Here is a 20,663-nt window from a genome sequence, read left to right on the forward strand (position 1 = left end):
GGGGCGCTGGACGCCCGTCCGCATTGCCGATCGGGGTGGTGCTCGCTAGTTTCGTTCTCACGATCCCGCGCACTTCACGTGGGTCGCCGGCCCACTGACGAGAAGGTGACGCGCGTGGCACTCCCTCCGCTGACTCCCGAACAACGAGCGGCAGCGCTCCAGAAGGCCGGCGCCGCCCGCCAGGCCCGCGCTGAGGTCAAGAACCGCCTCAAGTACTCCCAGGGCACGCTCTCCGAGGTGATCGCGCAGGGCCAGGCGGACGAGACCATCGGCAAGCTGAAGGTCCTCGCTCTCCTCGAGTCCCTGCCCGGCGTCGGCAAGGTCAAGGCGCGTGCGATCATCTCCGAGATCGGAATCTCCGAGACCCGACGCGTGCGTGGGCTCGGACCGCACCAGGTGAAGGCTCTCGTCGACCGCTTCGGGTGAACATCTCGAGGAGCGGCGGGCCACGCCGTCCATCTCGAGGAGCACTGCACCACCCATGACGACGACGCCTGCCCGGCTGACCGTTCTCGCCGGACCGACCGCCGTCGGCAAGGGGACGGTGTCCGCCGACGTCCGGTCCCGCTACCCGGAGGTCTGGCTCTCCGTCTCCGCCACCACCAGGCCCCCTCGACCCGGCGAGGTCGACGGGGTGCACTACCTCTTCGTCACCGGTGACGAGTTCGACGCCATGGCCGAGCGGGGCGACCTCCTCGAGTGGGCCGTGGTCCACGGGCGGAACCGCTACGGCACCCCGAGGAGGCCCGTCGAGGAGCGACTGGCGCAGGGCGAGCCGGCCCTCCTCGAGATCGACCTGCAGGGCGCGCGGCAGGTGCGCGAGTCCATGCCCGACGCGCACTTCGTGTTCCTCGCGCCCCCGTCGTTCGCCGAGCTCGAACGGCGGCTCGTGGGGCGGGGGACCGAGGACGCGGAGGAGCGCGAGCGCCGGCTGAGCACGGCACGGGTCGAGCTGGCCGCCGCGGCGGAGTTCGACCAGGTGATCGTCAACGACGACGTCCACCGCGCGACGGACGAGCTCGTCCGCGGGATGGGGATCCGCACCAGGTAGGATGGGGTCAGAGCACGTCACTGCCACCCCCCTCTGCTTCCTGGGAGATCACCGTGTCCGGAACCGTCGCCGCCCCCACGGGCATCACCGACCCGCCCATCGACCGTCTGCTCGAGCGTGCCGACTCCAAGTACGCGCTCGTCCTGTACTCGGCCAAGCGTGCGCGTCAGATCAACGCCTACTACTCGCAGCTCAACGAGGGCCTGCTCGAGTACGTCGGCCCGCTGGTGGACACCCGCCCGCAGGAGAAGCCGCTGTCGATCGCGATGCGCGAGATCGACGCCGGCCTGCTGACGTCCGAGGCCACCGAGGGCTGACCCTCCCTCCCATGCACATCGTCCTCGGCGTCGCGGGCGGCATCGCCGCCTACAAGGCGGTGCTCCTGCTGCGCCTCCTGCGCGAGCAGGGCCACGCCGTCCGCGTCGTCCCCACCCGCGCGGCGCTCGAGTTCGTCGGGCGCGCGACGTGGGAGGCGCTGTCCGGGCAGCCCGTGACCACCGACGTCTTCGAGGACGTCGACCAGGTGGCGCACGTCGCGGTCGGCAAGCAGGCCGAGCTGGTGATCGTTGCCCCGGCCACCGCGGACCTGCTGGCCCGGGCGGCGACGGGACAGGCCGACGACCTGCTCACCGCCACGCTCCTGGTGGCCCGCTGCCCGGTGCTGCTGGCACCCGCGATGCACACCGAGATGTGGGAGCACGCCGCCACGGTCGCCAACGTGGAGACGCTGCGGGCGCGCGGCGTGCACGTCCTCGACCCGGCCGCCGGGCGCCTCACGGGCTCGGACACCGGCCCGGGACGCCTGCCGGAGCCGGAGGAGATCGCCGCCGCCGCGCTCACGCTGGTCAGCGACCGGCCGCAGGACCTCGCGGGCACGCACGTCGTGGTCTCCGCCGGCGGCACCCGCGAGCCGCTCGACCCGGTCCGGTTCCTGGGCAACCGCTCCTCCGGTCGGCAGGGTGTCGCGCTGGCCCGGACGGCCCACGCCCGCGGTGCCCGGGTCACGCTGGTCGCCGCGAACATCGACGTGCCCGTGCCGAGCGGGGTCGACGTGGTCCACGCCGAGACCGGCGCCGAGCTGCGGGACGCCGTGCGCGCGGCGGCGAAGGACGCGGACGTCGTCGTCATGGCTGCCGCCGTGGCCGACTTCCGCCCTCGCACCAGCGCGGAGTCCAAGATCAAGAAGCAGGCCGACGGTGCGCCGACCGTGCTCGAGCTCGTCGAGACGGTCGACATCCTCGCCGAGCTCGGTGCGCAGCGGCTACGGCCGGGTCAGGTCGTCGTCGGCTTCGCCGCGGAGACCGGTGACCAGGCGGGCAGCGTGCTCGAGCACGGGCGTGCGAAGGCGCGCCGCAAGGGTGCCGACCTGCTCGTCGTGAACGCCGTCGGTGACGGGCGCGGGTTCGGCACCGACGTCAACGACGTGACGATCCTCGACGGCGCCGGCACGGTGGTCGGCGAGGCCTCCGGGTCCAAGTCCGAGGTCGCCGACGCGGTCTGGGACGCGGTGCTCGCGCGCCGCTGAGACGTCGCGCGGGCGTGGGCGGCGGCCCATTACGCTGTCCGCCATGACCGAGCCTGACATGCGCCTCTTCACGTCCGAGTCCGTGACCGAGGGGCACCCGGACAAGATCTGCGACCAGATCTCCGACGCCATCCTCGACGCGATGCTCGAGCAGGACCCCCAGGCGCGGGTCGCGGTCGAGACCATGGTCACCACGGGTCTCGTGCACGTCGCGGGCGAGGTCACCACGAGCGCGTACGTCGAGATCCCGCAGATCGTCCGCGAGGTGGTCCGGGGGATCGGCTACACCTCGTCGGCGATCGGCTTCGACGGCGACTCCTGCGGCATCTCCGTCTCGATCGGTCAGCAGTCCCCGGACATCGCGGCCGGCGTCGACAAGGCGCTCGAGATCCGCGAGGACTCCGCCGACCTCGACCCGCTGGACGCGCAGGGCGCCGGCGACCAGGGCCTCATGTTCGGCTACGCCTCCGACGACACCCCCACGCTGCTGCCGCTGCCCATCTGGCTCGCGCACCGGCTGGCGGAGCGCCTCACGCTCGTGCGCAAGGAGGGGATCCTGCCGGGGCTGCGTCCCGACGGGAAGACGCAGGTCACCATCGGCTACGACGGCGACCGCGCGGTCCGGCTCGACACCGTCGTCCTGTCCACGCAGCACGACCCGGACGTCCAGCTGGCCGCGACGCTGCGGCCGGCGGTCGCCGAGCTCGTCGTGGCTCCCGTCCTGGAGCAGCTGGACCTGGACGCGACCGACTACCGCCTGCTGGTGAACCCGACCGGCACGTTCGTGGTCGGCGGTCCGCAGGGGGACGCGGGCCTGACCGGGCGCAAGATCATCGTCGACACGTACGGGGGGATCGCCCGGCACGGTGGCGGGGCGTTCTCCGGCAAGGACCCGTCGAAGGTCGACCGCTCGGCCGCCTACGCGATGCGCTGGGTGGCCAAGAACGTCGTCGCCGCCGGCCTCGCCCGGCGCTGCGAGGTCCAGGTCGCCTACGCCATCGGCAAGGCGAACCCGGTCGGCCTGTACGTCGAGACGTTCGGCACCGAGACGGTGCCGCTGGACCGCGTGTCGGCCGCCATCCGCGAGGTCTTCGACCTGCGGCCGGCAGCGATCGTGCGGGACCTCGACCTGCTGCGCCCGATCTACCGCAAGACCGCCGCGTACGGGCACTTCGGCCGGGAGCTGCCGGAGTTCACGTGGGAGCGCACGGACCGCGTGGCGGACCTCCAGTCCGCGGTGGGCTGACGCCGGTCGTCGGCGAGGGCGGCCCAGCACGTCGGACGGGCGCGTGGACATGAGTGCGGACGGCGAGCAGCTGATGCTCGAGGGCCTGCCGCAGCCGAGGCGACGCACCCGGCCGGCTGTCGGTGGTGTCCCGCCGGCGGAGCACCTGCCGGTCGCACGGGTGTGCGTCGACCTGGTGCCGGCTCACCTGGACCGCGTCTTCGAGTACCTGGTCCCGGCGACGCTCGCGGACACCGCAGTCCCGGGGACCCGGGTCAAGGTCAGGTTCGGTGCCCAGGACGTCAACGGCTACGTGCTCGACCGCGTCGCCGAGTCGGAGCACGACGGTGCTCTGCAACCCGTGCGCAAGGTCGTCTCGACGGAGCCGGTGCTCACGCCGCGGGTCGCCAGGCTCGCGCGGGCCGTCGCCGACCGGTGGGCGGGCACGCTGAACGACGTGCTGAGGCTCGCGATCCCGGCGCGGCACGCCCGCGTCGAGGCCGAGGCTCCTGCACCGGCGGACGCCGGTCCGACGCCGTCACCGTCGGCCACGGCGTGGGCCCCGTACCGCGGAGGGTCGGCGTTCCTCCAGCACGTGACCGCCGGCGGTGCCCCCCGGGCGGTGTGGACCGCGTTGCCCGGCGCCGCGGGGGAGCGCTGGCCGGACGCGATCGCCCAGGCGGTCGCCGCGTGCGTGCTGGGTGGACGCGGTGCGCTCGTCGTCGTGCCGGACGCGCGGGACATCGACCGCGTGCTCGCTGCCCTGGAGGACGGGGGGATACCACGCTGGACGCCCGGGACCGCCGGCGGAGCGGTCCGGCTCGCCGCCGACGACGGCCCGGCGGCGCGATACCGGTCGTTCCTCGCGGCCCTGCGCGGTCGTGCGAGGGTCGTCGTCGGCACCCGCGCGTCCGCGTTCGCCCCCGTGGCGGACCTCGGGCTCGCCGTGGTGTGGGACGACGGTGACCCGCTGCACGCCGAGCCGCGAGCGCCGTACCCGCACGTCCGCGAGGTGCTGGCCCTGCGCTCCGAGCTGGAGCAGTGCGCGCTGCTCGTGGCCGCGCACGGTCGCAGCGTCGAGGCGCAGGCGCTCGTCGAGTCGGGGTGGGCGCGCGAGGTCGTCGCGGACCGTCCCACGACGCGGGCCCGTGCCGCCCGGGTGCTGGCCCTGACCTCGGTCGAGCTGGCGCGCGAGGGGCCGGCGGCAGCCGCGCGGCTCCCCGCGCCGGCCTGGCGGACCCTGCGTGACCGGTTGGCCGACGGACCCGTCCTGGTGCAGGTGCCGCGGGCGGGCTACGTGCCCGCGGTCGCGTGCGGGCGCTGCCGGGCGGCGGCGCGCTGCGGCGTCTGCCACGGACCGCTCGGGCTGACGACGGCCGACGGCGTCCCGACGTGCGGGTGGTGCGGGCGGCTGGCCACGGACTGGCGGTGCACCGAGTGCGGGGCCGGGGTGCTGCGCTCCGTGCGGGTGGGCTCGGAGCGGACGGCCGAGGAGCTGGGCCGCGCGTTCCCCGGCGTCCCGATCCGCGTGTCCGGGGCCCGCGCGGCCGGTGGCGTGCTGGCGACCGTCGCCGACGTGCCCGCGGTCGTCGTCGCGACGCCCGGCGCCGAGCCCGTCGCGCCGGGCGGCTACGCCGCGGCCCTGCTGCTCGACGCGGCCGTCAGCACCGCGGGCACGTCCCTGCGGACCGGCGAGGACGCGCTGCGCAGGTGGCTGGCGGCCGCCGCCCTGGTGCGTCCGGCGTCGGCAGGGGGGACCGTCGTGCTCGTGGGCGACGCCGAGGAACGGGTCACGCAGGCGCTGGTGCGGTGGGACCCCTCGGGCTACGCCTCCCGCGAGCTGGCCGAGCGCGTGGAGCTCGCCCTGCCGCCCGCGGTGCGGATGGCGTCGGTGACGGGTCCTCGCGACGCCGTCGACATCCTGCTGTCCCGGCTCGACCTGGCCGACGCCGAGATCCTCGGCCCGGTCCCGGTGGACGCCGCCGAGCAGGACGCGCTCGAACCCGCCGTCCGTGCGCTCGTCCGGGTGCCCCGCGCAGGCGGCGCCGCCCTGGCGCGCGCGCTCTCCGCGTCGCTGGCGGTGCGCAGCGCTCGTCGCGAGGGCGGCACCGTGCGCGTCCAGATGGACCCGGCGGAGCTCGGATGATCGACACGGTGGTCTTCGACCTCGGGAACGTGCTGGTCCGGTGGGACCCGTACCGGCCGTTCGTCGGGCGTCTCCCGGCTGCGCAGACGGAGGCCTTCCTCACCGGGTTCGACTTCATGGCCTTCAACCACCTGCAGGACGCCGGGCGCTCCTGGGCCGACGCGCGGGCGGAGCTGGCCGCGAGCGCGCCCGAGCACCTGCCGGCGCTCGACGTGTACGTCGAGCACTTCGCGGAGACGCTGACCGGACCGGTCGAGGGCTCGTACGACGTCGTGCGCGACCTGCGTGCCCTCGGCGTCCGGCTGCTCGGGCTGACCAACTGGTCGGCCGAGACGTTCCACCTGGCCGAGCCGGCGGCGCCCGCCATCGGGCTGCTGGAGGACGTGCTCGTGTCGGGGGAGGTCGGTCTCGCGAAGCCGGACCCGAGGGTGTTCGCCCTGCTGACGCAGCGGTTCGGCCTGCACCCGGCACGCACCGTGTTCGTCGACGACTCCGCGGCGAACGTCGACGCGGCCGCGGCGGCCGGGTTCGACGCCGTGCTGTTCACGACGGCCGAGGCCCTCCGGGCTGACCTCGCGGCGCGCGGGGTGCGTCTGCCGCGCACCTAGGATCGACGCCATGCGACTGCTCTTCGCCGGAACTCCCGCGGCCGCGGTGCCGTCGCTCGAGGCGCTCCTCGCCTCCCGCCACGAGGTGGTGGCCGTGCTCACCCGGCCCGACGCCCGGTCGGGACGGGGGCGGTCCTCCGCGCCGAGCGAGGTCAAGGCCCGCGCCCTGGAGGCCGGGCTCGAGGTCCTGACGCCGCAGCGCCCGCGCGACGAGGACTTCCAGGCGCGGCTGGCGGAGCTCGCGGTCGACGCGGCTCCGGTCGTGGCCTACGGCGCCCTGATCCCTCCGGCGCTGCTGGACGTCCCGACCCACGGCTGGGTCAACCTGCACTTCTCGGTGCTGCCGGCGTGGCGTGGAGCCGCCCCCGTGCAGCACGCGATCATCGCCGGCGACGAGGTGTCCGGGGCGTCCACGTTCCGGCTCGAGGCGGGCCTGGACACGGGCCCGGTGTTCGGGTTCCTCACCGAGACGATCCGCGCGCGGGACACCGCGGGTGACCTGCTGGGGCGACTGGCGGTCGCCGGTGCCGGGCTGCTGGTGCAGACGCTCGACGCCCTCGAGGAGGGGATCCTCAGCCCGGTCGTGCAGTCCACCGACGGCGTGAGCCTCGCGCCGAAGCTCGAGGCCGAGGACGCGCGGGTGCGCTGGACCCACCCGGCGCACGCGGTCGACCGGCTCGTCCGGGGCTGCACCCCCGCACCCGGTGCCTGGACGACGCTGCCGGACGGGTCCCGCCTCGGCCTGGCACCCGTCGTCCCGGTCCCCGACGTCACCGACCTGGCGCCGGGGAAGCTGCGGGCCGGCAAGAAGGAGGTGCTCGTCGGGACCGGCGGGCACGCGGTGCGGCTGACCGACGTGACCCCGCAGGGCAAGCGGGCGATGGCCGCGGCGGACTGGGTCCGGGGCGCCCGCCTCGATGCCGGCACGGTGCTGGGGAGCGCCGCGTGAGCGCCGCCGACGACCGTCGCGACGCGAGCGGCCGCCAGCGCGGCGCCGCCCGGTCGCAGGGCCGGACGCAGCGGTCGGCCGCCGCACCGTCGCGGCGCCGCCGGGGGAGCGACCCCGCCCGTACCGCGGCCTACGACGTCCTGCGGTCGGTGGACGGCTCCGACGCGTACGCCAACCTGGTGCTCCCGCCCCTGCTGCGCGAGCGCCGGATCTCCGGCCGGGACGCCGCGTTCGCCACCGAGCTCGCCTACGGCACGCTGCGGCTGCGCGGCCGGTACGACGCGATCATCGCCCAGGCGGCGAACCGCGAGGTCGGCACGATCGACGCCCCGGCGCTCGACGTGCTGCGGCTCGGCGTCCACCAGCTGCTCGGCATGCGCGTCCCCGCGCACGCGGCCGTGTCCGAGACCGTGGGGCTGGCCCGCGAGCAGCTGGGTACCGGGCCGTCGCAGTTCGTCAACGCGGTGCTGCGGACGGTCGGGCGCGCCTCGTCGGAGGAGTGGCAGGACCGGATCGCCGCCGCCGCGGGCGACGACGAGCTGGGCCGCCTCGCGGTCGTGCAGAGCCACCCGCTGTGGGTCGTCCGAGCGCTGCGCGAGGCGCTCGTGGGCAACGGCCGGTCCGCCGACGAGATCGAGGCGCTGCTCGCGGCGGACAACGAGGCTCCCCGGGTGACCGTGGTGGCGCGTCCGGGGCTGGTGGACCAGGAGCAGGTGGTCGAGGAGACCGAGGGGGCCGGCCTCGTCGGCGCGCTCGCGCGGACCGCGGTGGTCCTCACCGGCGGTGACCCCGCGGCGCTGCCGAGCGTCCGGGACGGTCGCGCCGGTGTCCAGGACGAGGGCAGCCAGCTCGTCGCGCTCGCGCTGACCGAGGCCCCGCTCGACGGTCCGGACGAGCGCTGGCTCGACCTGTGCGCGGGTCCCGGAGGCAAGGCCGCGCTGCTCGCCGCCGTCGCCGGCGAGCGAGGCGCGCGGATCGTCGCCAACGAGGTGCAGCCGCACCGGTCGCGGCTCGTCGAGCAGGCGCTGCGCGCGGTGCCCGCCGATGCGGTCGAGGACGTCCGGACGGGTGACGGACGCACGCTCGGTGCCGACGGGCCCGGCTCGTACGACCGCGTGATGGTCGACGCGCCCTGCACCGGCCTCGGAGCGCTGCGGCGTCGGCCGGAGGCCCGGTGGCGGCGGACGCCGGCCGACCTTGCGGCGCTCAGTGCGCTCCAGCGCGACCTCCTGGTCTCGGCGCTCCAGGCGGTACGCGTCGGCGGCGTGGTCGCCTACGTGACCTGTTCGCCCCACCTCGTCGAGACGCAGCTCGTGGTCAAGGACGCGCTGCGCGCCGCGGCCCGGACGGGCACCGACGTGGAGCGGCTCGACACGCCCGCGGTCGTACGTGGCATCGCGGCGGGTGGGGTCGACCTGGACGACGAGCGCACCGACGTGCAGCTGTGGCCGCACGTCCACGGCACGGACGCGATGCACCTGACGCTGCTGCGCCGCACCAGCTGAGGAGCCCTAGGCTGGCCGCGTGCCTGCGCTGATCAACCCGAGCATCCTGTCCGCCGACTTCGTCAACCTCGAGCGCGACCTCCAGGCGATCGCCGCGGCCGACTTCGTGCACGTGGACGTCATGGACAACCACTTCGTGCCCAACCTCACGCTCGGCCTGCCGGTGGTGAAGCGGATCGCGGAGGTGTCGCCCGTCCCGCTGGACCTGCACCTGATGATCGAGGACGCCGACCGCTGGGCGCCGGAGTACGCCGCGCTCGGGGCGGCCTCGGTGACGTTCCACGCGGAGGCCACCCAGGCGCCGGTCCGCCTGGCACGCGAGCTCCGCTCGCGTGGCGTGCGTGCGGGGATCGCGCTGCGGCCCGCGTCGCCGGTCGAGCCGCTGCTGGACCTGCTGCCGGAGTTCGACATGATCCTCGTGATGACGGTCGAGCCCGGGTTCGGCGGCCAGTCGTTCATCGAGGGGATGCTGCCCAAGATCCGCCGGGCACGGCGGGCCATCGAGGAGTCCGGTGCCGACACCTGGATCCAGGTGGACGGGGGCGTCGCGCGGGACACGATCGGCCGGATCGCGCAGGCGGGGGCGAACGTCTTCGTCGCCGGCTCCGCCGTCTACGGGGCCGAAAGCATCGCGGACGAGATCGCCGCGCTGCGGGGCCTCGCCGACTCCGGGGCGGACGCGAACGCCTGACGGGCGGGAATGCCGTGTGTGGCATGATCGTTGGCGCAGTACGAACACATACACGTGCTCCGGGGTCGGTGTAATTCCGAGCCGGCGGTGACAGTCCGCGACCCGCACGGTCCGCAAGGACCGGGCGGTTGACCTGGTGGAACTCCGGGACCGACGGTGAAAGTCCGGATGGGAGGATCACGTGGCGGCGCCTGTGCGCCGTGGCTACGGGACCCTTCCTGTTGCCCTCACCCCGGAGCCCCGCGCGTCCGGAGGTGAGCATGACCAGCATCGAGAGCGTCGTGCGTGCCGCCCCCGCAGAGCTCGACGCCATGCGCCACGCGCTGGAGATCGCCCGGCGTGGACCGGCGAAGGGCCCCAACCCCCGCGTGGGGTGCGTCCTGCTGAGCGCGGCGGGTGACGTCCTCGGCGAGGGCTGGCACCGGGGCGCCGGCACGCCGCACGCCGAGGTGGCCGCGCTGGCCGACGCTGCAGGGCGCGGGACGTCCACGCGTGGCGCGACGGCCGTCGTCACGCTCGAGCCGTGCAACCACACCGGCCGCACCGGCCCGTGCTCCGAGGCGCTCCTGGCTGCCGGGGTCGCGCGCGTCGTGGTGTCGGTCCCGGACCCGAACCCGGTCGCCGCCGGAGGAGCGCAGAGGCTGCGCAGCGCGGGGGTCGAGGTGGAGGTCGGTGCGCTGGCCGACGAGGGACGCGCCCTGCTGGGTGCCTGGCTGCCGTCGGTCGAGCGCGGCCGCCCGTTCGTCACGCTGAAGCTCGCCACCTCGCTGGACGGTCGCGTCGCGGCGGCCGACGGCTCCAGCCGGTGGATCACCTCGGAGGTCTCGCGGCACCACGCGCACGACCTGCGCGCCGAGGTCGACGCCATCGTGGTCGGCACCGGCACCGCGCTCGTCGACGACCCCTCGCTGACCGCACGCAACGCCGCGGGGGAGCTGCAGCGCCAGCAGCCGCTGCGCGTCGTCGTGGGCCACCGGGACCTTCCGCCGCACGCCCGCCTGCACGGCCCTGGCGGCGAGCTGGTCCACGTGCGCACGCACGACCCGGCCCGCGTGCTGACCGAGCTCGCGGCGCGGGAGGTCCGGCACGTCCTCGTGGAGGGCGGACCCACGCTGGCCGCGGCGTTCCTGGCTGCCGGGCTGGTCGACGAGGTGCACGCCTACGTCGCGCCGGTCCTGCTCGGCGCCGGGCGCCCCGCCATGGCTGACCTCGGCGTCACGACCATCGGCGACGCCGTCCGCCTCACCACCCGGTCCGTCATCCCGCTCGGTCCCGACGTCCTCGTCGTCGCGACCCCTGATCGGCACATCGACCCGCACAGCACCACGGAGGAGCACTGATGTTCACCGGAATCGTCGAGGAGATCGGCACCGTCGAGGCCATCGAGCACCGCGGGGAGGGGTTGGACGCGCGCCTGCAGGTCCGCGGGCCTCTCGTCGTGTCCGACGCCCGCCTGGGCGACTCGATCAGCGTCTCCGGCGTCTGCCTGACGGTCACCGAGCTCCCCGGCGACGGCACGTTCTCCGCCGACGTCATGCCCGAGACCCTGCGGCGCAGCGCGCTGGAGGACGTCGGGGTGACCAGCCCGGTCAACCTCGAGCGCGCGCTGCCGGTGGGCGGCCGGTATGGCGGGCACGTCGTGCAGGGGCACGTCGACGGGGTCGGCACGATCCTGTCCCGGTCGCCCGGACCGCGCTGGGACGACGTGGAGATCGGCCTCGCACCGGAGCTCGCCCGGTACGTGGCGGAGAAGGGGTCCATCGCCGTCTCCGGCATCTCCTTGACGGTCACGCACGTGACCGACGACTCGTTCGGCGTCTCGCTCATCCCCACCACCCTCGAGGCGACGACCCTCGGCACGCTCGCTCCCGGAGCCCGGGTCAACCTGGAGGTCGACGTGCTGGCCAAGTACACCGAGCGGCTGCTCTCGACGGCGGGGGTGCTGCGGTGACGGCCCCCGCAGGCGTGCGCCTCGGCACCGTCGAGGACGCCCTGGAGGCCCTGCGTGCCGGGCGCCCGGTGCTCGTCGCGGACTCGCCGGACCGCGAGAACGAGGCCGACGTCATCCTCGCCGCGCAGTCGGCGACGCCCGAGTGGATCGCCTGGACCATCCGGCACTCGTCCGGGTACCTGTGCGCGCCGATGCCGGCCGCGCGGGCCGACGCGCTCGACCTGCCGCTGATGGTCCCGAGCAGCCAGGACCCGCGGCGGACCGCCTACACGGTCACGGTCGACGCCGCGACGGGCGTGACGACGGGCATCTCCGCCTCCGACCGGGCGCGCACGCTCCGGGTCCTCGCGGATCCCGCGTCGGGCCGTGAGGACCTGATCCGTCCCGGGCACGTCCTGCCGCTGCGCGCCGTCCCCGGTGGCGTCCTGCACCGGGCGGGGCACACGGAGGCGGCCGTCGACCTGTGCCGGCTAGCCGGCCTGGAGCCGGTCGGTGCCATCGCCGAGCTGGTCAACGACGACGGGTCGATGACGCGGCTCGACGTGGCGTCGGCGCTGGCGGAGGCCGAGGGGCTCGTGCTCCTGACCATCGAGGACATCGTCGCGTGGCGCACCCGGCACGGCGACGACGTGACCGCGGAGGTCGCCGTCGCGGCGCCGCCGAAGGAGCGGGTGCACGCGACGCACACCGCGTACCTGCCCACGAGGCACGGCGACTTCCGCATCCACGGCTTCCGCGACCTGCGCACGGGCGCGGAGCACGTCGCGCTCGTGCCGACGGCCGGCCTGGCCGAGGTGCCCGTCGTGCGCGTGCACTCCGAGTGCCTCACCGGCGACGCCTTCGGCTCGGCCCGCTGCGACTGCGGTCCCCAGCTCGACGCGGCCCTCGAGCTCGCCGCCGAGCAGGGCGGTGCCGTCGTCTACCTGCGCGGGCACGAGGGCCGCGGGATCGGCCTGCTGGCCAAGGTGGCGGCGTACGCGCTGCAGGACCAGGGTCGGGACACGGTCGAGGCCAACCTCGACCTCGGCTGGCCCGCGGACCGGCGCGAGTACGGCGCGGCCGCGGCCATCCTCACGGACCTGGGCGTGGAGCGGGTCAGCCTGCTGACCAACAACCCCGCGAAGGTGGCCGGGCTGCGGGCCCACGGCATCGACGTCGCGGAGATCCGCAGCCTCGAGGTCGGGCGCACGCCGCAGAACGAGGCGTACCTGCGGACCAAGGCCACGTCGATGGGGCACCTGCTCCACCTGACCCCGGGCACGGAGCGGGAGCCCATCCCGGTCTCGCCCGTGCACGCCACGCCGGCCACCCCCGGCGCCGACCACGACGACCACGCGTTCGAGAACCTGGAGGACCTGGCATGAGCGGTGCTGGAGCACCCACCCTGACCGTCGACGGCACCGGCCTGAAGGTCGTCGTCGTCGCCGCGAGCTGGCACACCGTCGTCATGGACGGCCTGCTCGCCGGATCGCAGCGCGCTCTCGCCGCCGCGCACGTCGAGGACGTCACGATCGTGCGCGTCCCCGGCACGTTCGAGCTCCCTGTCGCGGCGCAGGTCGCTGCCGAGAGCGGTGCCGACGCGGTGGTCGCGCTCGGCGTCGTCATCCGCGGCGGCACCCCGCACTTCGAGTACGTGTGCCAGGGCGCCACCCTCGGCCTCACGGACGTGGGGATCCGTACGGGCGTGCCGGTCGGGTTCGGCGTCCTCACCTGCGACAACGAGGAGCAGGCGCTCGACCGCGCGGGCCTCGAGGGGTCGCACGAGGACAAGGGTGCCGAGGCGGCCGAGGCAGCGGTGGCGACCGTGGTCGCGCTGCGCGCACTGCGGTCCGCTCCGTCTAGAGTCTCCGCGTGAAAACCTTCGACACCCTGTTCGCCGAGCTCTCCGAGAAGGCCGCGACCCGCCCGGCAGGCTCCGGCACGGTCGCGGAGCTGGACACCGGCGTGCACGGCATCGGCAAGAAGGTCGTCGAGGAGGCCGCCGAGGTCTGGATGGCCGCCGAGCACGAGTCCGACGAGCGGACGGCCGAGGAGATCTCCCAGCTCCTCTACCACCTGCAGGTGCTGATGATCGCCCGCGGGCTGACGCTCGCCGACGTCTACACCCACCTCTGAGGAGAACGACCGTGCTGAGGATCGCCGTCCCGAACAAGGGCTCCCTGTCGGAGCCCGCCGTCGAGATGCTCAAGGAGGCCGGCTACCGGCAGCGCCGCGACTCGCGCGAGCTGGTGCTGCCCGACCCGGACAACGACGTCGAGTTCTTCTTCCTGCGGCCGCGCGACATCGCCGTGTACGTCGGCGCGGGGACCGTCGACGTGGGCATCACCGGCCGCGACCTGATGCTCGACTCGGAGTCCGCAGCCGTCGAGCACCTGCCGCTGGGGTTCGCCCGGTCCACCTTCCGGTTCGCCGGGACCGCGGGGGAGTGGACCGACGTGAAGCAGGTCGGCGGGCGCCGCGTCGCCACGTCGTACCCGGTGCTCGTGCGGGCCTACCTGCGCTCGCTCGGCATCGAGCCGGCGGGCGTCGTGCGCCTGGACGGTGCCGTCGAGTCCGCGATCAAGCTCGGCGTGGCCGACGTCATCGCGGACGTCGTCGAGACCGGGACGACGCTGCGCGCGGCCGGTCTGGAGATCTTCGCCGACCCGATCCTGCGTTCCGAGGCCGTGCTGGTGCGGCGTGCCGACGGCGACGAGCCCGCGGGCCTCGACGTGCTCACGCGCCGGATCCAGGGCGTGCTGACCGCGCGCGAGTACGTGCTCATGGACTACGACGTGCCGCTCGACCTGGTCGACGCGGCCGTCGCGATCACCCCCGGCCTGGAGTCACCGACCGTCTCGCCGCTGCACAACCGCGACTGGGCGGCCGTGCGGGCGATGGTCCGGCGGGACCAGACCAACCGGGTCATGGACTCCCTGTACGACATCGGTGCGCGTGCGATCCTCGTGACGTCGATCCACGCGTGCCGGCTCTGAGGAGGGCGGCCGTGGACGAGCTCACGGCACCGTTCCGCCCGCGGTTCGCGCGGGTCGTCGCGCTCGGGCTGGCGGTTCTCGTCCTGGCGGCGACCGCGGCCATCATCCTGGCCATGTCCGAGCTCTCGACGGGCGACCGGATCGGCTTCGTGCTCGTGGGCGGTCTGATCGCCTGGTTCCTGTGGCGGCAGGCGTCGGTCGCGGCGGTGGTGCGCGACGACGGGCTGACGGTGCGGAACCTCGTCTTCACACGGCGGCTGGCGTGGGCAGAGATCGTGTCGGTGCGGTTCGGCTCCGGTCGGCCATGGGTCCAGCTCGACCTGTCCGACGGCGACACGCTCGCCGTCATGGGGATCCAGCGGGCGGACGGCGAGCGCGCCGACGCCGAGGCCCGCCGGCTGGCGACGCTCGTCGCGATGCACACCGCGACGCCCCGGGACGACTGAGGGCTACGGCCCGACCGCGTGGACGCCCGCCGCCGCGGCGGCCAGGAACGCCTCCGGGTCCTGGTCGAGCCCACGGCCCATGGTCGAGAGCCGGACCGGGGAACCGGCCAGTGCGCTGCGCAGGTCCGCTCCGGCCGGGACCTCCACGAGCCGGTGCCGCCGGGCGAGGGGCGCGGCCTGTTCACGGACGCGCACGCCGAGGTCGCCGTCGAGCAGCGGCACGACGACGTCCGCCGGGGCCAGCGCGACGCGGCCGTATGCGGTCAGCGAGTGGTGCGAGACGCCGAGATGGCGTTCGCGCTGGTCCGCCCCGGACACGCGCAGCGACGCGACGGGCCGACCGCCCAGCGCGCCGACGGCGTTCACGGCCTCCCCGGCGGCGACCCCCGAGAAGCCCCAGCGCGTCCCGGTGCCGAGGTTGCCCGGCCCTTGTGCCACGACGACGAGGTCCGCGCCGACCACGTGCTTGGCGGCGAGCAGGCCGGTGTGCACCGTGACCGCCTCCAGGTCGCCACCGAACGACTGCCCGGTGGTGACGCAGGCCTCGATCCACCCGGCGGAGCGCAGCCCGGCGACCGTGCGCGAGAACCACGCGGGCAGGGCGCCGCCGTCGGTCATCACGTACGCGACGCGCGGCACAGGACGGCCCGCCCGGGCGGCGGCGAACCGGGCGCCGGCGACGATCGCGGGCAGGGCCGAGTGCAGGTCCGCGACGACGACGGGAAGCCCGGCGAGGTCCTCGGCGTCGCGCAGCAGCTCGTGGTGCGGCGACTCCTGGTCGTCGACCCCGAGGACCATCGCCTGCAGCGGGGTGTACCGCGCCTTGACCAGGTGACCCGGTCCGGCGGGCGGGTCGGCGGGCGTGCGGTCGGGCAGCGCGATGACGAGCGCGTACCCGCCGGTCCCCAGCCCGCGGGCGAGCGCCGAGACGTTGAGCAGCACCCGGTCGCCGATCTCCGGGCTCCCGACCAGCGCCGGGAACGCCAGCGCGCGGACCGTGTCACCGGCCGTCGCGGTGCCGACAGGAGCCTCCAGCTCGACCGTCACCTCGGCGGCCCCGGGCCACGTGGCCCCGAGCGACACCACGACACCCGCACGCCACGTGATCACGCGCCCACGCTACCGGCCACTACGGTGGTCCTCGATGGCCGCCCAGATCGCCCCCGCAGAGCGCCTGCTCAACCTCGTCATCGCCCTGGTGAACACCGCCGGGCGCATGACGAAGGAGCAGGTGCGCACCAGCGTCGCCGGGTACCAGGAGGCACCGTCCGACGACGCCTTCGAGCGGATGTTCGAGCGGGACAAGGACACGCTGCGCGACCTCGGCATCCCGATCCTGACCGTCACGGACGCCGGGCACGGGGACGACATCGGGTACCGGGTCGACCTGGACGCGTACGCGCTGCCCGCGCTCGAGCTGACCGCCGCCGAGCTGGGCGTGCTCGCGATGGCGGCGCAGGTCTGGCAGGACCAGGCGGTCCGCGCCGACACCACGCGGGCACTGACCAAGCTGCGGGCGGTCGGGGACGCCCCGGAGTCGACGGACCTCGTCGCCGGCCTGGCCCCCCGGGTGCGGGCCGGCGGGGGTGCGTTCGGGCCGCTGGTGGACGCCGTGCAGGCTCGCCAGGCCGTCCGCTTCACGTACCGCGCGGCCACCACCGGCGAGGTGCGGGAGCGCACCGTCGAGCCGTGGAAGCTGCTCGCACGCCGTGGCGGCTGGGTGCTCGTGGGCCGCGACCGCGACCGCGACGCCAGCCGGTCGTTCCGGCTGAGCCGTATGGAGGGCTCGGTCCGGACGGTCGGTGAGCCCGGCTCGTTCACGGCCCCGTCGGCGGACGAGCTCGCGGAGGCGCTGCAGACGTGGGGGAGCGGGCCGGAGCGGATCGCGACGCTCGCGATCCTGCCGGAACGGGCCAGCGCACCGCGCGCCCGTGCCGTGCTCGCGCCTCCCGGCGAGCCGGACCGGTCCGGCGACCCAGTGCTCGCGCAGCGCGACCTCGTGCACGTGCCGTTCCGGGCCGAGTGGGAGCTTGCCGAGGAGCTCGTCGGCTACGGCGACGCGGTCGTGGTGCTGGCACCGCCCGGACTGCGGCAGTCCGTGCTGCACCTCCTGCGCACGGCCGCGACGCTCGACCAGGGGGTGGACGGCGATGGCTGAGCGGGCGAGCGACCGGCTGCTGCGGATGCTCGGCATGATCACCTACCTGGACCGCCACGAGGGCGTCCCGGTGGAGGCGATCGCCGAGCAGTTCGGCGTGAGCACGCGCCAGGTCATGGACGACATCGACACCCTGTGGGTCACCGGCACCCCCGGGTACTACCCGCACGACCTCATCGACTTCGACGCGGCGTCCTACGAGCAGGGCGTGGTCCGCCTCACCGAGTCGCGGGGGATGACGCGGCCGCTGCGCCTCGGTGCGCGCGAGGCGGTCGCCCTCGTGGCCGCCCTGCGCGCCGTCGAGGCGGCGCTCGGCGACGCGATGGACCCGGAGCGCGCCGACGTCCTGCGCTCCGCCCTGGCCAAGCTGACCGCCGCGACGGGTGACGCGGCCGCCGCCGTCGACGTGCAGCTCGCGGTCGACGCCGCTCCCGACGTGGCGGCGGCGGTGGCCACCGCGCTGCGGCACGGTCGCCGGCTGCACCTGCGGTACGTCAACGCGTCCGACGTGACCACCGAGCGCGACGTCGACCCGATCCGCCTGGTCACCGACGACGAGCGCTCCTACCTGCTGGCGTGGTGCCGGCTCGTGGACGGGGAGCGCCTCTTCCGGGTGGACCGCGTGCTGTCCGCCGAGGTCCTCGACGCCGACGCGGAGGACCACCAGGTCCGGCCCGGCGCCGAGGTGTTCTCACCGGGCCCGGAGGGCGAGCTGGTCACCCTCCACCTGACCAGCCGCGCGCGGTGGGTCGCCGAGACGACGCCCGTCGACGCGGTGCGCAACCTGGACGACGGGTCGTTCGAGGTGGACGTCCGCGTGGTCCAGCACGCCTGGCTGCGGCACCTGGTGCTCCAGGTGGCGGACGACGTGCTCGAGATCCGGCCCGCGCGCATCGCGCAGGAGGTGGCGGCCGCCGCACGCGCCGCGTTGCGCGCCTACGGGGAGACGATCTGACGATGCTCTGGTTCTCGGTCTGGACGGTGCTGGTCCTCGCGACGCTCGGTGGGGCGTTCCTGCTCGGCCGCAGCCTGTGGCGCTCCACGGTCGCGCTCGGCCACGAGCTGTCGCGCGCGGCGGACGTGACGGCGCAGCTGGCGGACCGGGTCGACGAGCTCCAGGCGGCTGCCGGGACCCGGGACACCGGCTCCACGCTGTTCGCCGACCGCGACGTGCTGCGTGCCCGACGCGACGCGCTGCGCGAGGCCGCCGCCGGCCGGCGCGCCGAGCGCGAGCAGCGCCACGTAGCCACGCGGCTGCGGTGGCAGGCGTTCTGGCGCTAGCGGCCTGCGCTGCATCCCCAGGTGACGCGGGTAGGATCACCCGGTCATCGAGATTCCGACGGAGGACCCTGACGTGTTCCGGAACATCAGCGCCTGGCACGTGGTGATCGTGCTGCTCGTGGTCGTCCTGCTCTTCGGCGCGAAGCGGCTGCCCGACCTGGCCAAGAGCGTCGGCCAGTCGATGAAGATCTTCAAGCACGAGGTCAAGGACCTGCGGGACGACGACGCCCCCGCGACGACCACGACCACCACCACGACGGCGGTGCCCCCGGTCGCCCCCTCCGGCGTGACGCCGGTCGGCGCCCCGCCCGCCGTCCCGCCCACGGTCGACCCTCAGTACGTGACCCCCGTCCGGCCCGTCACGGAGCCGTCCGAGGGCAACGCCCCGCCGAAGGCCTGACCGTCACGTGAACGCACGCCGCGGGGATGAGCCCGGCGGCCGGATGCCGCTGCGCGCACATCTGGTCGAGCTGCGCCGACGCGTGTTCCTGGCCGCGCTCGGTGTCGTGGTGGGTGCGGTCATCGGGTGGTTCCTCTACGACCCCGTCTTCACGGCGCTCCAGCGGCCGATCGAGCTCGTCGCCGCCGAGCGTGACGACCTCATCACGCTCAACTTCGCCGGCATCGCGACGTCGTTCGACATGCGCGTCAAGGTGTCGTTCTTCCTCGGCGTGATCCTGTCGAGCCCGTGGTGGCTGTACCAGTTCTGGGCCTTCGTCACGCCCGGCCTGACCCGTCGGGAGCGCGGCTACGCCATCGGGTTCGTGGCGGTGGCCGTGCCGCTGTTCCTCGCGGGCGCGTTCATGGCCTGGTGGGTGCTGCCCAACGCGGTGCGGCTGCTCACCGAGTTCACACCCACCGGTGCGACGAACATCATCGACGCCCAGACGTACCTCGGGTTCGTCATGCGGATCATGCTCGCGTTCGGCATCGCGTTCCTGCTGCCCATCATCATGGTCGCGCTCAACTTCGCCGGGATCGGCACGGCGGCCACCTGGCGCAAGGGCTGGCGCTGGGCGGTGCTGCTGTCCTTCGTGTTCGCCGCGATCGTGACCCCCACGCCCGACGCGATCACCATGCTCGCCGTCGCGATCCCGATGAGCGCGCTGTACTTCCTGGCTCTCGGCGTGTGCGTCCTGCACGACCGCCGCGTCGATCGCCGGCGGGTGGCCGCCGGGCTGCCGCGGCTGGACGGGACCATGGCCGACGAGCCGGGCACCGCGTGATCCACCTCGGTCTGGTCATCAACCCGACCGCGGGCAGGGGCCGTGGCACGCAGGCCGGTCGACGGGTGCACGAGCTCCTGCGGGCACGCGGCCACAAGGTCGAGGACCTCTCGGCGGTCACCCTCGCGCAGGCGACCGACCGGGCGCGTGCCGCGGCGGTACAGGGTCTCGACGCGCTGGTCGTGGTCGGCGGCGACGGGATGGTGCACCTCGGCGTCAACGTCGTGGCCGGGACCGGTCTGCCGCTGGGCGTCGTCGCCGCAGGCACTGGGAACGACATCGCCCGCAGCCTCGCGCTCCCACGCGGGGACGTCGAGGCGTCGGTCGCCGCCGTCGAGCGGGGTCTGCTCGACGGTCCTCGGCGCGTGGACGCCGTCCGGGTCGGGTCGCCGGAGCACGCGGCCCACGAGTGGTATCTGGGCGTGCTGTCGTGCGGGTTCGACGCGGCGATCAACGCGCGCGCCAACGAGATGACCTGGCCGAAGGGGGCCGGCCGCTACGTGCGGGCGCTGCTCGCCGAGCTGGGCACGTTCCAGCCGTACGGGTACCGCGTGACGCTGGACGACGTGGTGTGGGAGTCGGCGGGCACCCTGGTCGCGGTCGCCAACACGCCGTGGTTCGGGGGCGGCTTCCAGATCGCCCCGGACGCGCGGGTCGACGACGGCCTGCTCGACGTCGTCGTCGCGGGTCCGTTCACCAAGCCGGGCATCATGAAGATCTTCCCGGGCATCCCGCAGGGCAGGCACATCGGCCACCCCGCGGTCGAGGTCCACCGCAGCCGGTCCGTGCTGATCGAGCCGCTCGCCGACCTCGGGCCGGTGCCACCCGTCGCGTTCGGGGACGGGGAGCGCATCGGTCCGCTTCCCCTGCGAGTCACCGTCGACCCCGGAGCGCTCTCGGTCCTGTGCTGAGCGCGCCGCGGGAGT

General features: G+C 74.6%; 24 protein-coding genes and 1 riboswitch. Of the genes, 23 read left to right on the forward strand and 1 reads right to left on the reverse strand.

Annotated features, from left to right (window positions below; translation table 11 throughout):
* The first annotated feature begins 114 nt into the window (after positions 1 to 114).
* From mihF to CXY01_RS02645, 17 genes are all read left to right on the forward strand, one after another.
* Positions 115 to 426 (forward strand): integration host factor, actinobacterial type, encoded by a 312-nt coding sequence (mihF, locus tag CXY01_RS02565; RefSeq protein WP_056587928.1) that lies wholly within the window; start codon positions 115 to 117, stop codon positions 424 to 426.
* 55 nt (positions 427 to 481) lie between these two features.
* Positions 482 to 1,051: a guanylate kinase gene (gene gmk / locus CXY01_RS02570; RefSeq protein WP_146925467.1), complete on the forward strand. Its 570-nt coding sequence runs from the start codon at positions 482 to 484 to the stop codon at positions 1,049 to 1,051.
* A gap of 53 nt (positions 1,052 to 1,104) precedes the next feature.
* A complete protein-coding gene (gene rpoZ / locus CXY01_RS02575; protein ID WP_028046344.1) occupies positions 1,105 to 1,368 on the forward strand; it encodes a DNA-directed RNA polymerase subunit omega in 264 nt (87 codons plus the stop codon).
* A gap of 11 nt (positions 1,369 to 1,379) precedes the next feature.
* Positions 1,380 to 2,576, forward strand: a complete 1,197-nt coding sequence (coaBC, locus tag CXY01_RS02580; protein WP_146925468.1) for a bifunctional phosphopantothenoylcysteine decarboxylase/phosphopantothenate--cysteine ligase CoaBC — start codon at positions 1,380 to 1,382, stop codon at positions 2,574 to 2,576.
* Between the two features lie 43 nt (positions 2,577 to 2,619).
* Positions 2,620 to 3,822, forward strand: a complete 1,203-nt coding sequence (gene metK, locus CXY01_RS02585; protein ID WP_146925469.1) for a methionine adenosyltransferase — start codon at positions 2,620 to 2,622, stop codon at positions 3,820 to 3,822.
* Positions 3,823 to 3,871: 49 nt separating this feature from the next.
* Positions 3,872 to 5,947 (forward strand): primosomal protein N', encoded by a 2,076-nt coding sequence (locus CXY01_RS02590; protein WP_146925565.1) that lies wholly within the window; start codon positions 3,872 to 3,874, stop codon positions 5,945 to 5,947.
* Entirely contained in the window at positions 5,944 to 6,555 is a 612-nt protein-coding gene (locus CXY01_RS02595; RefSeq protein WP_146925470.1) for an HAD-IA family hydrolase, read from the forward strand. The genes CXY01_RS02590 and CXY01_RS02595 overlap by 4 nt, the downstream gene beginning before the upstream one ends.
* Before the next feature lie 10 nt (positions 6,556 to 6,565).
* The gene (gene fmt / locus CXY01_RS02600) at positions 6,566 to 7,504 is read left to right on the forward strand and encodes a methionyl-tRNA formyltransferase (protein ID WP_146925471.1); all 939 of its coding nucleotides are present in this window, start codon (positions 6,566 to 6,568) and stop codon (positions 7,502 to 7,504) included.
* Complete coding sequence (locus tag CXY01_RS02605) at positions 7,501 to 9,009, forward strand: RsmB/NOP family class I SAM-dependent RNA methyltransferase (RefSeq protein WP_146925472.1); 1,509 nt, start codon at positions 7,501 to 7,503, stop codon at positions 9,007 to 9,009. The genes fmt and CXY01_RS02605 overlap by 4 nt, the downstream gene beginning before the upstream one ends.
* A 19-nt stretch (positions 9,010 to 9,028) precedes the next feature.
* Positions 9,029 to 9,700: a ribulose-phosphate 3-epimerase gene (gene rpe, locus CXY01_RS02610; RefSeq protein WP_146925473.1), complete on the forward strand. Its 672-nt coding sequence runs from the start codon at positions 9,029 to 9,031 to the stop codon at positions 9,698 to 9,700.
* Between the two features lie 51 nt (positions 9,701 to 9,751).
* Positions 9,752 to 9,884, forward strand: a riboswitch (FMN riboswitch).
* Positions 9,885 to 9,960: 76 nt separating this feature from the next.
* Entirely contained in the window at positions 9,961 to 11,040 is a 1,080-nt protein-coding gene (gene ribD / locus CXY01_RS02615) for a bifunctional diaminohydroxyphosphoribosylaminopyrimidine deaminase/5-amino-6-(5-phosphoribosylamino)uracil reductase RibD (RefSeq protein ID WP_146925474.1), read from the forward strand.
* Entirely contained in the window at positions 11,040 to 11,651 is a 612-nt protein-coding gene (locus CXY01_RS02620) for a riboflavin synthase (RefSeq protein ID WP_146925475.1), read from the forward strand. Before ribD ends, CXY01_RS02620 begins: the two co-directional genes overlap by 1 nt.
* Positions 11,648 to 13,015: a GTP cyclohydrolase II gene (ribA, locus tag CXY01_RS02625; protein ID WP_222594470.1), complete on the forward strand. Its 1,368-nt coding sequence runs from the start codon at positions 11,648 to 11,650 to the stop codon at positions 13,013 to 13,015. The genes CXY01_RS02620 and ribA overlap by 4 nt, the downstream gene beginning before the upstream one ends.
* Positions 13,012 to 13,506 carry a 6,7-dimethyl-8-ribityllumazine synthase gene (ribH, locus tag CXY01_RS02630; protein WP_146925476.1) on the forward strand — a complete coding sequence of 165 codons (495 nt, stop codon included), beginning with the start codon at positions 13,012 to 13,014 and terminating at the stop codon, positions 13,504 to 13,506. Before ribA ends, ribH begins: the two co-directional genes overlap by 4 nt.
* On the forward strand, positions 13,503 to 13,766 hold the full coding sequence (locus tag CXY01_RS02635) for a phosphoribosyl-ATP diphosphatase (protein ID WP_056094875.1): 264 nt from the start codon (positions 13,503 to 13,505) through the stop codon (positions 13,764 to 13,766). The genes ribH and CXY01_RS02635 overlap by 4 nt, the downstream gene beginning before the upstream one ends.
* A gap of 11 nt (positions 13,767 to 13,777) precedes the next feature.
* On the forward strand, positions 13,778 to 14,626 hold the full coding sequence (gene hisG / locus CXY01_RS02640) for an ATP phosphoribosyltransferase (RefSeq protein ID WP_146925477.1): 849 nt from the start codon (positions 13,778 to 13,780) through the stop codon (positions 14,624 to 14,626).
* Positions 14,627 to 14,637: 11 nt separating this feature from the next.
* Positions 14,638 to 15,072 (forward strand): PH domain-containing protein, encoded by a 435-nt coding sequence (locus CXY01_RS02645; RefSeq protein WP_246124954.1) that lies wholly within the window; start codon positions 14,638 to 14,640, stop codon positions 15,070 to 15,072.
* Positions 15,073 to 15,075: 3 nt separating this feature from the next.
* Here CXY01_RS02645 and CXY01_RS02650 read toward each other — a convergent pair whose 3' ends face one another.
* A complete protein-coding gene (locus tag CXY01_RS02650; RefSeq protein WP_146925478.1) occupies positions 15,076 to 16,182 on the reverse strand; it encodes a DUF3866 family protein in 1,107 nt (368 codons plus the stop codon).
* A 34-nt stretch (positions 16,183 to 16,216) separates the two neighbouring features.
* Here CXY01_RS02650 and CXY01_RS02655 point away from each other — a divergent pair, with 34 nt between their 5' ends.
* The 6 genes from CXY01_RS02655 (at position 16,217) to CXY01_RS02680 (ending at position 20,648) form a co-directional block, all read left to right on the forward strand.
* Positions 16,217 to 17,230, forward strand: a complete 1,014-nt coding sequence (locus CXY01_RS02655; protein WP_146925479.1) for a helix-turn-helix transcriptional regulator — start codon at positions 16,217 to 16,219, stop codon at positions 17,228 to 17,230.
* Positions 17,223 to 18,185: a helix-turn-helix transcriptional regulator gene (locus CXY01_RS02660; RefSeq protein WP_146925480.1), complete on the forward strand. Its 963-nt coding sequence runs from the start codon at positions 17,223 to 17,225 to the stop codon at positions 18,183 to 18,185. Before CXY01_RS02655 ends, CXY01_RS02660 begins: the two co-directional genes overlap by 8 nt.
* A gap of 2 nt (positions 18,186 to 18,187) precedes the next feature.
* The gene (locus CXY01_RS02665) at positions 18,188 to 18,511 is read left to right on the forward strand and encodes a hypothetical protein (RefSeq protein WP_146925481.1); all 324 of its coding nucleotides are present in this window, start codon (positions 18,188 to 18,190) and stop codon (positions 18,509 to 18,511) included.
* Between the two features lie 73 nt (positions 18,512 to 18,584).
* On the forward strand, positions 18,585 to 18,911 hold the full coding sequence (gene tatA, locus CXY01_RS02670) for a Sec-independent protein translocase subunit TatA (protein WP_146925482.1): 327 nt from the start codon (positions 18,585 to 18,587) through the stop codon (positions 18,909 to 18,911).
* 43 nt (positions 18,912 to 18,954) lie between these two features.
* Positions 18,955 to 19,737, forward strand: a complete 783-nt coding sequence (tatC, locus tag CXY01_RS02675; RefSeq protein ID WP_146925568.1) for a twin-arginine translocase subunit TatC — start codon at positions 18,955 to 18,957, stop codon at positions 19,735 to 19,737.
* Complete coding sequence (locus CXY01_RS02680) at positions 19,734 to 20,648, forward strand: diacylglycerol/lipid kinase family protein (RefSeq protein ID WP_146925483.1); 915 nt, start codon at positions 19,734 to 19,736, stop codon at positions 20,646 to 20,648. Before tatC ends, CXY01_RS02680 begins: the two co-directional genes overlap by 4 nt.
* Positions 20,649 to 20,663 lie beyond the last annotated feature (15 nt).

The organism is Cellulomonas xylanilytica, from assembly GCF_007989805.1.
GTDB lineage: Bacteria > Actinomycetota > Actinomycetes > Actinomycetales > Cellulomonadaceae > Cellulomonas > Cellulomonas xylanilytica.